The sequence below is a fragment of the Starkeya sp. ORNL1 genome (assembly GCF_012971745.1).
GTDB lineage: Bacteria > Pseudomonadota > Alphaproteobacteria > Rhizobiales > Xanthobacteraceae > Ancylobacter.
This window is the reverse complement of record NZ_CP048834.1, coordinates 6,172,777-6,187,481: the sequence shown is the minus strand read 5'-3', so window position 1 is coordinate 6,187,481 and position 14,705 is coordinate 6,172,777. Positions and strand designations below refer to the sequence as shown.

At 60.6% G+C, this 14,705-nt stretch carries 17 protein-coding genes; 7 read left to right on the top strand and 10 right to left on the bottom strand.

The window, feature by feature from the left end:
* Positions 1 to 230: 230 nt before the first annotated feature.
* From G3545_RS29050 to G3545_RS29040, 3 genes are all read right to left on the bottom strand, one after another.
* Complete coding sequence (locus G3545_RS29050) at positions 231 to 1,220, bottom strand: MBL fold metallo-hydrolase (protein WP_170017751.1); 990 nt, start codon at positions 1,218 to 1,220, stop codon at positions 231 to 233.
* Between the two features lie 162 nt (positions 1,221 to 1,382).
* Complete coding sequence (locus G3545_RS29045) at positions 1,383 to 1,784, bottom strand: DUF1236 domain-containing protein (RefSeq protein ID WP_170017750.1); 402 nt, start codon at positions 1,782 to 1,784, stop codon at positions 1,383 to 1,385.
* A 357-nt stretch (positions 1,785 to 2,141) separates the two neighbouring features.
* Positions 2,142 to 3,104 (bottom strand): AraC family transcriptional regulator, encoded by a 963-nt coding sequence (locus G3545_RS29040; protein WP_170017749.1) that lies wholly within the window; start codon positions 3,102 to 3,104, stop codon positions 2,142 to 2,144.
* 205 nt (positions 3,105 to 3,309) lie between these two features.
* Here G3545_RS29040 and G3545_RS29035 point away from each other — a divergent pair, with 205 nt between their 5' ends.
* The 5 genes from G3545_RS29035 to G3545_RS29015 all read left to right on the top strand — a co-directional run bounded on the left by G3545_RS29035 (position 3,310) and on the right by G3545_RS29015 (position 7,394).
* Positions 3,310 to 4,080: an alpha/beta hydrolase gene (locus tag G3545_RS29035; RefSeq protein ID WP_170017748.1), complete on the top strand. Its 771-nt coding sequence runs from the start codon at positions 3,310 to 3,312 to the stop codon at positions 4,078 to 4,080.
* A gap of 192 nt (positions 4,081 to 4,272) precedes the next feature.
* Positions 4,273 to 5,148, top strand: coding sequence for an alpha/beta hydrolase (locus G3545_RS29030; protein WP_170017747.1), 876 nt, complete (start codon positions 4,273 to 4,275; stop codon positions 5,146 to 5,148).
* Between the two features lie 62 nt (positions 5,149 to 5,210).
* Complete coding sequence (locus G3545_RS29025; RefSeq protein ID WP_170017746.1) at positions 5,211 to 5,705, top strand: DUF302 domain-containing protein; 495 nt, start codon at positions 5,211 to 5,213, stop codon at positions 5,703 to 5,705.
* Positions 5,706 to 5,811: 106 nt separating this feature from the next.
* Positions 5,812 to 6,339, top strand: coding sequence for a hypothetical protein (locus G3545_RS29020; RefSeq protein WP_170017745.1), 528 nt, complete (start codon positions 5,812 to 5,814; stop codon positions 6,337 to 6,339).
* An 83-nt stretch (positions 6,340 to 6,422) separates the two neighbouring features.
* Positions 6,423 to 7,394 (top strand): ornithine cyclodeaminase family protein, encoded by a 972-nt coding sequence (locus G3545_RS29015; protein ID WP_170017744.1) that lies wholly within the window; start codon positions 6,423 to 6,425, stop codon positions 7,392 to 7,394.
* Between the two features lie 25 nt (positions 7,395 to 7,419).
* Here the strand turns inward: G3545_RS29015 and G3545_RS29010 are convergent, their stop codons facing one another.
* The 4 genes from G3545_RS29010 to G3545_RS28995 form a co-directional block, all read right to left on the bottom strand.
* Entirely contained in the window at positions 7,420 to 8,619 is a 1,200-nt protein-coding gene (locus G3545_RS29010) for an esterase (RefSeq protein WP_170017743.1), read from the bottom strand.
* 425 nt (positions 8,620 to 9,044) lie between these two features.
* Complete coding sequence (locus G3545_RS29005) at positions 9,045 to 9,344, bottom strand: PRC-barrel domain-containing protein (RefSeq protein WP_170017742.1); 300 nt, start codon at positions 9,342 to 9,344, stop codon at positions 9,045 to 9,047.
* 139 nt (positions 9,345 to 9,483) lie between these two features.
* Positions 9,484 to 10,098, bottom strand: a complete 615-nt coding sequence (locus G3545_RS29000) for a LysE family transporter (protein ID WP_170017741.1) — start codon at positions 10,096 to 10,098, stop codon at positions 9,484 to 9,486.
* A 128-nt stretch (positions 10,099 to 10,226) separates the two neighbouring features.
* Positions 10,227 to 10,766 (bottom strand): MarR family transcriptional regulator, encoded by a 540-nt coding sequence (locus tag G3545_RS28995; protein WP_246702954.1) that lies wholly within the window; start codon positions 10,764 to 10,766, stop codon positions 10,227 to 10,229.
* Positions 10,767 to 10,850: 84 nt separating this feature from the next.
* On the opposite strand from G3545_RS28995, the gene G3545_RS28990 reads away from it, so the two are divergent.
* A complete protein-coding gene (locus tag G3545_RS28990) occupies positions 10,851 to 11,651 on the top strand; it encodes an SDR family oxidoreductase (RefSeq protein ID WP_170017740.1) in 801 nt (266 codons plus the stop codon).
* A 354-nt stretch (positions 11,652 to 12,005) separates the two neighbouring features.
* On the opposite strand, the gene G3545_RS28985 is transcribed toward G3545_RS28990, so the two are convergent.
* Complete coding sequence (locus tag G3545_RS28985; RefSeq protein WP_170017739.1) at positions 12,006 to 13,277, bottom strand: NAD(P)/FAD-dependent oxidoreductase; 1,272 nt, start codon at positions 13,275 to 13,277, stop codon at positions 12,006 to 12,008.
* Between the two features lie 137 nt (positions 13,278 to 13,414).
* Complete coding sequence (locus tag G3545_RS30025; RefSeq protein WP_206151359.1) at positions 13,415 to 13,696, bottom strand: hypothetical protein; 282 nt, start codon at positions 13,694 to 13,696, stop codon at positions 13,415 to 13,417.
* Between the two features lie 52 nt (positions 13,697 to 13,748).
* On the opposite strand from G3545_RS30025, the gene G3545_RS28975 reads away from it, so the two are divergent.
* The gene (locus G3545_RS28975; RefSeq protein ID WP_170017738.1) at positions 13,749 to 14,213 is read left to right on the top strand and encodes a hypothetical protein; all 465 of its coding nucleotides are present in this window, start codon (positions 13,749 to 13,751) and stop codon (positions 14,211 to 14,213) included.
* Positions 14,214 to 14,383: 170 nt separating this feature from the next.
* Here the strand turns inward: G3545_RS28975 and G3545_RS28970 are convergent, their stop codons facing one another.
* Entirely contained in the window at positions 14,384 to 14,617 is a 234-nt protein-coding gene (locus G3545_RS28970; RefSeq protein WP_170017737.1) for a helix-turn-helix transcriptional regulator, read from the bottom strand.
* Positions 14,618 to 14,705: the final 88 nt, after the last annotated feature.

The following is a 14,705-nucleotide window of genomic DNA, read 5'->3' as shown; positions in this document are numbered from 1 at the left end:
CCATTGGCATCTCGTCGCGGACGTTACGGACGAACTCGGTGACAATAGCATTTCTTGCGCCGGATGTGAGGTCTCCGGGACAATCGCACGTATGGCGTAGGGGCGATCGCCTGCAGGAAGACGCACGATGCCGACCATAGCAAAGGGCAAGAGGCACGCCTCTCGCGAGGACAAGAGCGCGCTTGTGAGACGAACAATGAACTCCCCGGCGCCTTATGCGCACCGGGAAGTCAAACTAAGGTATCATCAAACGCAAATGCTGCCGAAGCTTCGAGCACTCGGAAACGCCCGGGGGCGATGCCGTACGCGGAAATAGATTCCTTCAGCTGTTGAGCAGGTTCCTCGCGTGGCTCATCGGTCAACTGGAAGCACCCCCAATGGATCGCGATCGCCTGCTTGGCATCTAGATCGAGCATTATCTGAACCGCCTCCTCCGGGTTTGCGTGCTGGGGAGCCATGAACCATCGAGGGGCATAGGCACCGATAGGCAGCAGCGCGAGATCAGGGGCTCCGTGATCTGCTCGCATTTGACGAAAAATCGCTCCATCGCCGTAGCCGGTATCCCCGGCGAAATATATCAGCACCCTCGGCGTTCGCAGCATGAAGCCACCCCACAATGCCATTCGCCGATCCCGCGCGTTGCGCGCCGACCAATGATGCGCAGGAACAAGGGTTACAGTAACGTTCTCGACGAGATTGATCTGTTCGCCCCAGTCGCCGGCGGTAGCCTTGATATCCGGAATGGCGCGGCGAACGATGGTGTCGTTGCCCAGGGGTGTAATGAGCCGTGGCTGATCGCGCAGATGCAATTTTGCAATGGTTGCAAGATCGAGATGGTCGTAGTGGCTGTGCGACAAAAGCAGCAAATCGATCGGCGGCAGGTCATCAAAGCGAATTCCGGGCTCGGTCACGCGCACGGGACCCGCGAAGGATAAGGGACTCGCGCGTTCCGACCACACCGGGTCGGTGAGAATGTTGAGGTAGCCGACCTGAATAAGTACGGTCGCGTGACCGACCATGGTGACACGACAACCCGCCACCCGCGCCTCGGGCTTGTTCGGCACAACCGCGACCCGCTTCGGCCACGGCGCGAATGTCGAGGAGAACCTCCAGCGCAGAACGTCCGCTAGCGACCTATCCGCTGGTGCACCAGGATTGAAGAACCGCGTGCCGTCAAAGTGGTCGCTCACAGGACCGGCATAATAGGGATTTCGCGCCATGGTCCGCTCAGCCCTCCCGCGCCGAACCGGGTTAAACCCGCCCAACCTAAGCAGGTTTCGTTGCAGCGAACGCGATGATGCTTCGCCGCTCCCTAATGCACAACAATGCACAACGCCCGGACGAGACTCCGTCCGGGCGCTTCGATTCTCTAATCTGTAAATCTATTCAATAACTTGAACAATCCGATGCGTTCGCGGATCCACGAGCACGGTCCTGTCATTCACCACCGTATAACGATACTCCGTGCGGCCGTATTCCGGCGGAACCTCGTAGTAGGTCACCCCCTCTTCGGGCAATTCGGCTCCGACGACAACCTGCCTGTCATAACGATAAGAAGGCCGGCGCTCCTCGACGACATATGTGTGGAAGCGCTTGTGATTGTCTTCGGCAATGCCGCCGACGATGGCACCCCCTACTGCGCCCACAACGGCACCCACAGGTCCGCCAACGATTGCTCCACCAACGGCTCCTGTTGCAGCGCCGGTCGTGACGCCTTCCTGCGCCGAAGCCACAGATATTGCAGAAACCATCAGGGTCGCCGCGAGAATTGTTTGACGCATCATTTTGATTATTCCTCTGTATGTCCAAGACCAACACAACTCGGTCTCGCGCCAACCGTTCCGTTGGAACAAAAATTCGCGCCGAATGTTAAATGAAATTCGATTTCAACAATTAGGAAGGGACGATGCACTCGAGGAGGCGCACATGGATACCATGGCGTTACTCGCCATCGCTCTTGGCATTGTTCTGCTAGGGGGCGGCTGGCATGGCCGCGCACGCTGGACCTGAACGAAGGCAGCGTGCGGGCGTCGGGGTATTGCCCCGCGCCCCCTCCCACGAATGCCACAGAGCGACGACACGGCTGACGGCGGCTCCCTGTGAGGATCTTACGGCGAGCACGGCTTCGTCAGTTTGGCCGATCAATCGGCGAATTCTGTTTCCCGAACGCTCCCTTGCCTTCGGCTACCATCGGAGCGGCGAACGGCTCGGTAACGGCCAGGCGGCAAGCCATGATGTCGATGGAACAGCTTCGAAAACGTCGCCGCGGTCTGATAGCCGACACGCGTCGCAATCTGTGCAATTCCATCATCGCTTGTTTCGATGAGAAACGCCGCTTCCGACATGCGACGTGCGATCAGATAACGGTACATCGACTGGCCGACGAGCTTGGTGAAGCGCGCCGAAAACGCCGAGCGACTGAGCCCTACCCTTTGCCCCAGGTCGCCAAGGGTCCAGGACCGTTCCGGCTGTTCGTGTATCAATTGAAGCGCCGGTCCGATGTGCGGGTCTGCCATCGCTCCCAGCCACCCGCCCTCTCCGGGACCGAGAGACTTGATCCAGCTTCGGAGAACCTCGACGAAGAGCACTTCTGTCAGTCGTGAGAGCGCGACGCCTTGGCCGGGTCGCTCAAGCGCCGCCTCGCTCACCATCCGTTGCAGAATCGCCTCGAGCCAGCCACCGTCGGCCGTCGGCTTCAGGAGAAGCACAGGCGGGAGTAATTCCAACACGCTGCCGCGCGAGGGACGCGCCACGGTGAAATTGCCACAGATCATCGTCGAGAGCGGCTGCGCACTGCCTCCGTGACGAACGACGCCAAGACGTCCGGACAGTCGATCGAGGTCCAGAACCGGTAACGGCTTCGTCCGGCGATCCGAATAAATCACATGGGGCTCGCCGCGTGTGACGACAACAAAGTCGCCCTCGGTCATTCGGACTTCGTGTCCCTGTTCAAGCGCGAGGGTAGCTGAGCCACGACTAAGGTAGTGGAACAGGGCGTAGGGGCGTTCTGGCAACGCCAGATTCCAGGGATGGCCTAGCTCGAAGTGGAACAGCAAGTTCCCGCCCAAGCGAACGCGATCGAGCACTTCGGCGAGGATGTCCATCTCCAGATGCTAATCGTCTGGACGATCAGACACAACATTCGGACGATTGGATCCTAACGTCTGAAAGCCCTCCACATTAGTTCAGGTCGCGGCGGGCAGTTGCGTCGTGCGGCAACCCGCTTCGCCAAAGGCCGACGCACCGTCGCGCCACAACGCCTGCCCATTCCCTGGACCCGCGTCGTCCGGCATCCGACAGGAACATTCAATGCGAAATCTTCTACTCTCCGCCGCCACCCTTCTCATGGCTGGAACAGCATTTGCTGCTCAAGCCGAATCAACTCCGCTGCCCAACGGGGCGGCTCATAATATCGTGCTCGTCCATGGCGCCTTCGTCGACCAGACGAGCTGGAAGCCCGTTGCCGAAATCCTCACGAAGAAGGGCTACAATGTAACGCTCGTAGAGAATCCGCTCACCTCCCTCGCAGCGGATGTTGATGCCACCAAGCGGGCGCTCGCGAAACAGAGCGGCAAGACTGTCCTGGTGGGCCACTCCTGGGGCGGAGTGGTCATCACGGAAGCAGGTAATGATCCCAAAGTCTCGGCACTCGTCTACGTCTCCGCATTTGCGCCCGACGTTGGCGAATCTCTGGCGACCCTGGCCAAGGCCGGTCCGGCAACCGAAGGCGGCGCGGCGATTCATCCCGACGACAAGGGCAACCTCTACATCGATCCCAAGGTGTTTCCTTCGGCGGTCGCGGCTGACCTTCCTCTGAAGATCGCCGAAGCTCTGGCAAACCATCAGCTCCCGCTGAACCACACGGCGTTCGAGGCTCCGGTCGATACGGCTGCCTGGCGCGACAAGCCGACATTCTATGTGATCACCACGAAGGACAAGGTCATCGCGCCCGAGGCCCAGAGGATGTTCGCCGCCAGGATGAAGGCCCAGACGACGGAGGTCGCCGGCAGCCATGCCTCCCTCGTCGTCCACGCCAACGAAGTCGCCGCGGAAATCGAAAAGGCGGCGCTCGCGAAGTGACGGTACCGCTCCCGGCGCTTTCGCACCGGGAGCGCGCACACGTGCTCCGAGAATGCAGAATGCATCGGACCGCGATGGCGAAAGCCAGTCAAAGCCGCGGAAACGCCAGCGACGTCCTGGAGCAAGGTTTCGGTCGCTGCGCCACGCCGGTCTTCCCACTCAACTATTCATGCCAAGCATCCGGAGGATGACATGACCGAACTCGACCTCGCGGGCCAGGGCGTCGCCACGCTCGAAACGGCGCCGACCCGTTACGTTGAGGGCCACGGCATTCGATTTGCCTATCGCCGGCTCGGCCCCGCTACCGGAACGCCGCTCATCCTCCTGCAGCACTTCTCCGGCAACATCGATGCGTGGGATCCCGTCGTCGTCAACGCTCTCGCCACCGATCGCCCTGTAATCGCATTCGACAACGCCGGGGTCGGTCGCTCGACGGGCCAAACGCCTGACAATGTCGCAGCGATGGCGAAAGACGCGCTCGCGTTCATCAATCTGCTCGGCCTTTCTGAGGTCGACCTGCTGGGCTTTTCTCTCGGCGGCTGCGTCGCCCAACTGATTGCCGCCGAGCAGGAACAGCTGGTCCGGAAACTCATCCTTGTCGGAACCGCGCCGAAAGGTGGAGAAGAACACCTGTTGGCGGTGCTGCAGGAGGCGTTTTCCCAAACCGATGCGCCGGACCCCCGTCTGCCGCTGTTCTTCACGAAATCGTCCGCCAGCCGGTCGTCCGGCTTGGCCTTCCTGAAGCGGACGAAGTTGCGTGAGGACGATCGGGACACCGATAACGGTCCCGCAGTCACCGATCCGCAGGCCAAGGCTCTGATCACCTGGTGCGCCACGCCTGATCCCGAGCACTCCATTCTACGCGCGATCCTCCAGCCCACTCTTGTGGTCAGCGGCAGCCACGACACCATGCTGCCCGCGAACAACGCCTACGCAATGTTCAAGGAGCTCAGCAATGCTCAGCTGATCCTCTATCCTGATTCAGGCCACGGCGCCTTGTTTCAGTACCCCGAGATGTTCGTTAGCCACGTCCGGACCTTCCTGGAAGCGCCGCCCGCGACTGCATGATCCCGACGCGTTCACACGCCATCGGACGCACTCTCTCAATGAGAGTTGTTACAGAGGACAAAATGACAATCACTAAAGTCGACGTGGAACGTTTCAGTCTCACGAGCTCAAAGCCATTCGACGCGATCGTGGCCGCTCTCAAGTCCGCGGTCGGGCAGCCTGACATGGTAGAATTTTTCAAGGAGACGAGGGCGACGAAATCCTTCGCGGATTTCAAGCGCTTTGTACAAAGCGGCCTCGGCCGAACGGACCTTATGCTCTTCGCGGAATTTGACCTGGGCGACGTTCTGCGTCGCGAAACCGGATCCAAGACGCCCAAGATCATACGGCTTGTAGTCGGCAATCCACTCATCATGAAAGAAATGGTCAAGCACGTGCCCGATGCTGGGTCCTACGCTCCAGTCACAGTACTCATTGATGAGCGTCCCGATGGCGTGCACGTCTCGTATGACAAGATGGAGAGTTATCTTCTGCAATACGGTAACCCGGAAGCCCTTGCCGTCGCCAGAGCTCTTGATACGAAAATCATGAACTTGCTACGCGAATCCGCGAGCTAAAACGTCCTGATGACGTCTTCGGCGGATCGAAGTGGGTAGCTCGCACCAGTCGCCGAACGCGAAGGGCGTTATGACGCGAACCAGACGTCGGAAGGAGAATTCCTGCATGCACAAGACACTTCTTGTCGCCCTCACGGTCTCGGCTCTTTCCACCGGAGCTGTCGCATCTGCTCACGCTGTCGAGAATGAGCCGCTGGATGCTGCGACCCTCGGCGCCATAAAATCGAAATTCGGCAGGCTGATGAAACTGGCCAACAATCATGATTTCAAGGCTCTGCATGGGATGTTCTGGCAATCGCCATCGACCCTATTGGTGGCTAAGAGCGCGATCCAGTCCGAGGGGAACTGGGCCGGCTTTTGGGGCAACGAAGCGGTGGATCAAAAGCTGCGTGATATCGGTAGCTCCGGTCCCGTCGTGCTCGATCCAGATTATTCGAAGCTCAAGGTTGTCGGCCTGACCCGCGACGTCGCCGAGTCCTACGTGCCATTGAACATCACCGTGTCGTATGCGGGACAAGACGGCACACCCAAGCCGTTTCTAATGATCATCAATTGGATAAAAGTTGCGAAAGACTGGAAGATAGCCTCTGAGATCATCTTGCCGGTCCCACCGGCACCGCCGGTCAAAGAATAGCGAATGGATCCAGAGGGGGCAGGTCATGGCGGGCCTCCGGACCTTTCCTCTTGCGTCGAGAGGGGTTTGAAAGTTCAGAAATCATGATCGTTATCGGTTCGGAGGAAGTGGCCCGCGAGCTCGATCGCCCGGGCTGCATCACCTTGATGCGGGAGGCCATGATCGCACTCTCGGCCGGCCGGACCCGCCAGTTGTTGCGAGGGATCATCGATCTCGGGGGCGGTGATCTGTTTGGTGTGATGCCGGGTGCCATGGAGGGCGCTGGCTTCGGTGCCAAGCTCGTGAGCGTCTTCCGATCGGCGTCGGCGCAAGGGCGCTCACACCAGGGTGCGATCCTGCTCTTCGACCGGGAGACCGGCGCACCCGTCTGCGTGGTCGACGCGGGCGAGGTCACGGCGATCCGGACCGCATGCGCGTCCGCTGCTGCGACCGATGCCTTGGCGCGCCCGGACGCAACACATCTCGCAATTCTTGGTACCGGCGAGCAGGCCTGGCAGCATGCACTCGCAATGAGTCATGTTCGACCGCTCGAAAGCGTCGTGTTCTGGGGGCGATCCGAAGCGAAGGCACATGAGTTAAGGGCTCGCATCAAGGTCGCGCTCGCCCTTCCCACCAATGTCGCAGAGAGCGCGGCCGCCGCTGCGCATGGCGCCGACATCATCTGCACGACGACCTCCGCTTCGGAGCCGATCCTCCTTTCAGCAGATGTCGCCGACGGCACCCATATCAATGTCGTCGGCTCGAGCTACGCCGGCCCGTCCGAGATTGACGGCGCCCTGGTGCAACGCGCCCGCTTCTTTCCGGACCATCGCGACAGCGTGCTCGCGCAAGGCGCTGAATATTTGTGGGCGAAAGCGGCAGGTTTAGTCACGGAAGATCATGTCCTTGCCGAGATTGGAGCCGTTTTCGCGGACAAGGCGCCTGGGCGCCAAAGTAGCGGGGATGTGACCATCTATAAGTCGCTTGGCTTGATTGTGCAGGATCTCGCCAGCGCCGCTTATCTCTACCGCCGCAGGAGCGCCTCATCGTCGCAGGATTCGGGGGAGCGGCGTTGACCGCCCCTCCGTTGCCCCGCCATAGCTACTTGAATGCCTTCTGGGCGAAGTCACGCAGGCCTGGGCGCCAGACCGCCCACTCATGGTCGCCCGGCCTTGCCTCGGTCAGAACGGCGACGTTATTGGCCTTGAATAGCGCCCACACCTTCTGACTGTCCGGATAGCCGGCGTCCTCCGTTCCCACGGTCCAATATACGAGCTTGGCTTTGCCGAGCGTATCGCGCAAAGCGGTCCACTCCGCTTCGGACTTCAGCCCCTCCATTTCCTTGCGAAGCGGGTTCACCCGAGAGCGGGAGAAACTGAAGATGCCTACATAGCCGAAAGCACCCGGGTGCTCTCGGGCGATGGCCATGGTCTGCGACGCGCCGCGCGAGAGTCCGGCAATCGCCCGGTCGCCCGCTTCCTTCGATACCGAATAATTGGCTTCCACATAGGGGATGATGGCGCCAAGCATTTCCGCGGTGAGCGGATCCGGCGAAGCACCGGACGGCGTGCGGAAATCCGCCTGATAGCCGTCCACCATGACGACGATCATCCTCTTGGCTTTACCTTCTGCGATCAGTTTGTCGAGGATGAAGCCCGCGCGTCCGATAGTGCCCCATTCGTCCTCGGCACCATTGCCCCCGTGCAGCAGATAGAGCGTCGGGAGAGTTTCCGTCTTCAGACCGTAGCCCGGCGGCGTGTAGACACGCATCCGACGCTCGAACGCGACGCTCGGGACACGATAGAACACCTCGGCGACGGCGCCATGCGGGATCGACGGGTCGTTCCTGGCGAAATCTTCGCCGCCGGCAACTTCCAGCATGTTCTCGACGCGCTGGCGTCCCGCCACGGTCCAGAGATTGTTCGGATCGAGAGTATCGACACCGTCAATCTCGTAATAATAGCTGTAATGACCCGGCTTCAACGGCGCAGACGTGTAGGTCCACACGCCGTCCGTACCTTTGGTCATCGGCAAGGCTTCGGCCTTCAGCCCACCGAGTGTGACCTTTTCAGCCTTTGGCGCATAAAGCCGAACTGTGACCTCGCCTGTCTGGGCGATTTCCGGAGAAACCAATTCCGGCTTGGGGTTCGCACGCTTCGCCCGGCAGGTGCTGTCGCAGCCCACCCAGTTCGAGGGAATGCCGGTGTCGGAAGCAGGCTGTTGCGCGAGCGCTAGTCCAGGGCTCGAAAGCACGAATGCTACGAGCATCAATCGAATCATCTTTCTGGATACCGAGGGCATTAAAATCCACTCCCTTGTTTATCGCTCTTGTGCTCAGCGGGACTGCAAGCAGGAACCCGTGGCGTAATAGGTTTTTCTAGCTCCAAAATGCTACGAGCCGAAATGTCGACAGTCAACATAATACAGCTAAGGGATATTTAGGGCGCTCGCCGGATCACCGTCGCGGCCTTGGTGGAGGCTTCGAGAGCTCTTTCCTGCGGTTTCTCAGGGATCTTGCAGGGCCGCTAAAGGGGAATCCGCCGCGCGGAACAGTGCGTTGCCGACGCTGACGGCCTCACGGAGAGGTTTCCTCAGCCTTCCGTGGCCAATATGAGATGGCGCCGCAGCGGCTGTCCTCGAACTTTCATCAGCCCTTGTCCGACCATCGGAAAGCTTGCGACCGAGAGAGCCCCAAGAAGGCCCGGAGCGACCGGGCCTTCTTTCGTTCAGCTGTCGTGATGCTCGGACATCGCCTTCAGCTCATCCTTCGTCCAGGTCGTGACGGCGTGAACGTCGCCGTCCTCGTCCCGCATGAAATCGAGATTGCTTATCGGCACTGCCACCGGCTTTGCGCCGATGCCCAGGAAACCACCGACATCAATCACGACCTGGGCGCTCGCGCCAGTTCCATGCATGTGCGAGACGCTGCCAATCTCCTCATCGTCCGGCCCGTAGATCGTCGCGTCTTCGAGGTTGGACGGTGTGAGCTCATTGTCGGTCAGCCGAACGTGCGTGCTGTGATCCATCGATGGACGCTCCTGTGCGATGAGCCCCCTCAACCCCGCGGCAAGACCAACAGTTCCAAAAGTGCGCGGCCATGTGGTCGTCTCTACGCCGCTCGTTGATCGTGAACGCATGCAGTTGCGCCGCAAGCGGTGTTGGCCTTCACCAACTGAAAAGCAGCTTTCCACCCATGCCTATCAGGACGGCACCCATCGTGGCCTCAATGGGGGTCTTAGCTCTTGCAAAGATACGCCGGGCAGATCCTTGGGAAAACAAAAGTGCCAAGCCACAATACCAGGCTAACGACACAGTACCCGCTATGATCACTACAGCGACGTAAAACCATGCGGTCGCGTGAGCAGGTACCATTATGGAGAAGATACTTCCATAGAACGCGATCGACTTCGGGTTGGTCATGCTCACGAGGTATGCCTTACGAAACGCTGCGGCGGCCTTTATTCCGACCTCAGTAGCCGTTGCCATCGGCTTACGGGCGCCAAGTACCAGTTTGACGCCTAGCCAAATAAGGTAGGCCGCTCCGGACACCCTCACGGCCGTATAGACCCAGGCAGCGTGTGTCAGAACAATTCCTAGGCCGGCGATGGCGAGAAGCGCCCAGGTACAAGATGCGGCGGCGAGGCCCATACCCGCGAGCACACCGGCGCGACGAGAGGCTGTCATCGCAGTAGACGTGACAATGGCAAAGTTTGGGCCCGGGCTGATAACGCCAAGCATAAGCACACCCGCAATTGCAAGGAGTTGCAGCATCTGATGCATAAGAACTTCCCGAACCCGCCGGTCTTTCACCTGTACGACATCCCCAACCGCGCCCAGACGGCACATCGCGGGAGAGAGTACGGTTAGGGTGTGGCAAACTTGCCGGTCGAACTCGTGCGACAACTAGGCTATTTGCTGCCAAGGCGCCGCCTCTCCCGATATGCATCGAGAAATCCCGGAGATGCCACAGTGTCTGCCAAGGCGCGTAGGGCGCCCGCGGAGACTCCAAGAACAACTTCAACGCGTTGATTGGCGTCCGCCCACAGCACGAGGGCCTCGTTTAGACGACGCTCCCCGATCTCCGTCATCGCCGCGCGCTTGGTCCGCCCATCACGTGCATCGGGCTCGAGGTTTACAATGCCGTCGCGGACAAGAGGTCGAAGGGCATGGGTCAAAGCCGATATACTCACGGCGAGACTTTCAGCAAGATATTGAAGCGTCGGCCAATCTCGTTCGCCGCCTGCGGAGGCCATTGCGATTTGAGAGAGCAGCCCCACCTGGGTCGCCTTTAGACCGGTGGGCGCCAAGGCGTCATCGTAGATCTGGCCAAGCCGACGTGACGCCCGCCGCAGCGCCGTGTTGGTGCACGCCAGATCGGCGACCAGTTGGTAAGGCGGAACCGCTTCCACCACGCTGTCATCGGTTGGATCGGCAAAAGTCGTGCTCATCACCGACATATAGTTGAGCACTTCACCATTGAAAAGGCGGGCCATCCTGGATAAGTTGAGGCCTCAACCAATTGGAGAGACGTCATGTCCCAATCCGCGCGCAAGCCCGTCGCCGTCGTAACCGGCGCCTCGGCTGGAATAGGCGCTGTTTATGCAGAGAGACTGGCCGCCAGAGGCTATGACCTTGTCCTCGTCGCGCGCCGCGCTGAGCGTCTGGAATCCCTTTCGCGCAATTTGGCCGCTGCACATGGCACGAAGGTTGAAGTCGTCGAAGCTGACCTCACAAAGGATACGGAACTCCGCCGCGTCGAAAATATCCTCAAGGGCAACCCTGCGATCACTCTTCTTGTCAATAACGCCGGTACGTCCACTCTGGCACCAGTGGCAATTACCTCCCAGGAAGATGCCGCAGCTATGGTGGCGCTGAATGTGACGGCCCTGACTCGGCTGACCCAGGCGATTCTCCCCGCATTCCTGGCGCGAAACGAGGGTGCCATTATCAATGTTGCCTCGGTTCTGTCCTTCCACTCGCTGCCAATTAGCGCGATCTACAGTGGCACGAAGGGCTATGTGATGAACTTTAGCCGAGGTCTCCAGCGGGAACTCGCTGGGACGAACGTTCGCGTGCAAGTCGTGATGCCTGCCTCGACCGCAACCGAGCTTTGGGACCTGTCCGGTGTGCCACTGGCGACGCTGGACCAATCGACGGTCATGTCGACGGAGAATCTTGTCGACGCCGCGCTTTCCGGCTTCGACAAAGGGGAGGCCGTCACACTGCCGTCCGTAGGTGACGCGCGTCTCTGGGACCAGTTTGACGAGGCGCGCGCGACACTGTTCGCCGCATCGCAGACCGGCCAGCCCGCGGCTCGCTACCGGGCCGCCTGAACCGGCCGCACAGGAACCGGAACAACTTGACTAAGACTACAACGCCCCTCTTGGCCGACGGACAGATTGGGTACTCCCTGTCAGCGTGCGAGGCCGCGGGTCGGAGCGGGACGGTGGTTTCGTCGCAAGTTGCGACAAAACCCTTGTGCTTGTTCCAGCGCCCAAAGCCGCGCTCTTGGCCGAGCGGCAGCTATCGTACGCCCGTCAGCGTCCACTCCAGCCACGAATGCGCGCCATACACCCTCGCGCCGCCCTCCACCTCGGTAATGTCGATGTGGACTTGCTTTATCTCGCCCTCGATTCGCTCGCCCTGCCGCCAGGCACAAAAAAGACGTGGTCGCGAAAGGAAGTTCATCAGACAACCTTGCGATCCACTCCGGTCGCTCCTGATGGTGACTCCGCTAGTCTCTTGACGATGTGGTCGACCAGATGGTCCGCCTCCTCTGCGACGGCCGGTATGGTGCCTGATTTCCGCGTTACCGCAAAATCGAGGCCGGCATAGTACAGCCCCGGAACGGTGCCGATGCCATCCTCCTGTATGGGTTGGCCGGCTCCATCGAGGGCGCCGGGGAGCTTCACCCATGAGAAGTCGCCCCGGAAGCCGGTGCACCAGACTATCGATGAGATGCCGCTTGATGGCAGGTCGAGCGAGCGGATCGGTGGGCTCGGCACGCGCGGCGCAACCGTTTCGGCTGGATCATCCTCGGCCGGGGGCGCATCGAGGCCGGCGCGCTCGATATACTGGTCGATCGCTCTCTTGGCGGCCGCCGAGGCCTCGTCTGCGAAGCGCATGTGCTCGACGACCTCGTCGCCAAACGCGAGCCTGCCGTTCACGACGCCCCTGAAACGGCCGAGCAGGACCACCCCTTGCGCGCTCAGCGATTGCAGGCTGATCGTGTGGATCGCCCCGACCAGCGGGCGTGGCGGCAGCCTGCCGTTTTCCAGGGTGAGCTCCCGGCGCGGGACGTCGACAAACCCGGATACAGTGAGCCAGTTCAACGAATCGCCGCCGCGATAGCGGCGTACCAGGCGGCCAGTGCGGCTTGTCGCCAGGAACACCCGACGTCCGCCATGCACCAAATCCTCGGCAATCTGGCCGCCCGACTGGCCGCTTCCGACCACCAGAACGGCACCGTCAGCGAGCTCGGCGGGGTTGCGATAGGCAGAGGAATCGACCTGGCGAACTTCCGTCGGCAACTCGGACGACCAAGGCGGCCGGACCTGGCGGCTCTGGTTGCCGGTTGCGATCACGATCGTCCGAGCTAGGAGCGTCTCGCGATCAGTCGTGACCCGGTAGACCGCGCCCTCTCGATCAAGCTTCTGTACCGCCGTTCCGGCGCGTACCGGCAAGCGGTGACGCTCAACATAGCCTTCCAGATAAGCGACGAGCTCGTGGTGCGTTATCGCGCCCCAGGGGTCCGGCCCGTCGTAGGTATCGCCGGGCAGGATAGTGCGCATGTTCGTCGAGTTCAGCCGGAAGGAATCCCAGCGCTGCGTTCGCCACGTCTCTCCGATACGGCCACGCTCCAGAACATAGTGCGCGCAGCCACGCTGTTGCAGGAAATAGCTGACGCCAAGCCCGGCCGAGCCAGCGCCTATGACGAGCGCATCAAGAATCCCTCTCATGCATTTCCCCGCCAAAATCGTACTGCCGATAACGAGCGCAGATAAGGGCGAACGACACTGAGCTCACCATCCGGGGCATGCGCAGTGCCCCGGCATTCCATCGCGAGGTCGTAAGCCACCGCGGATTTAGGAACTCGTCATTTTATTTCAACAATCAGCCCCGTTGATCCCCCGGAATGTTGATCCCGCGAGGGATGGCGCGTGACGCGCGGCGCCCACCGATGCTCGGCCCAAGCGAGAGTAATAGACCGAAGTCCGGCTTCCGCTCCGCGGCCCGCATCGGAGTTCCGAACGATGGGAGCGCTGTAGTTCGGGAAGATACCTGGCAGCAGCGGCGTGTTGCCGGTACGGTAGCTCATCACCCGCGCCACGCGGATGATGGCCTCTTGGTTCGTGGTGACGCTGTAGAGGTTGCACATTGCGCAACCTGGCCACGCTCCCCACAGGGCGGAAGCTACGGAGAATTCCATCGTGCACAAGACCGCGCTTCAAGACTTCGAATTCAACCAAGGCGAATGGATCGTTGAACACCGTCGCCTTCAGGAGCGGGGAAAAGGGAGTGATACCTGGGACCAGTTTGAAACCCGCACGCACGCGCAATTGTTAATGGGCGGCAGTGTTTCGATTGATGAGACCGACTTTCCCCAGAGCGGCTTCAAGGGGATGTCGGTGCGTGTTTACGATCCGATCCAGAACCGCTGGGCCATCTATTGGATCAACTCGACGGACGGGGTGCTGCAGCCGCCGGTATACGGCCGCTTTCACCAAGGCCTGGGCACATTCGAGGGCGACGACCTCGATGGGGAACGCCCAATCAAGGTGCGTTTCGAATGGGACGCCAGAAACCCGGCAACGCCGCGCTGGAGCCAGGCATTTTCCTACGATGCCGGAACAAGCTGGGAAGTGAACTGGACCATGGATTTCAGGCGGCCATAACGACGGTCATTTCTCGCGCGATACGTGCCGCAAGCTGTCTACCGTGACCGCCGGCTGATTGCCTCGTGTCCCTTCTTGCGCCGATCGTCGTGGCACCGAGAAGGGATGGGACATAAAGAGCCTACGAAAGAATCGTCTGCCACGGTGCCAAACCAGTTCACCGAGCCTGTCTATTCGTGGCGCATGCGCACGCCGCAACCGCTTCCATCGTGGGGAAGCAGCACAATGCCGGCCCCTTCCAACGTGCTGACCAGAATCGTCTGCGTCGCGCGCTGAAGTGTGTGGCGACCGGCTTCAAAGTCCCGGATCGTACTGCGCGACACGCCAGCGGCTGCGGCGAGCTGATCTTGCGTCCAATCGAGGAAGCCTCGCGCTGCACGGCACTGTCCCGGGGAAAGAACCATCACATACAGCCTTGCTCTCGTCCGGCAGAGTCAACCATAATGGGCGAGTTCGATCAATATGGACGTCCGAGACACGCATAGGGAGACG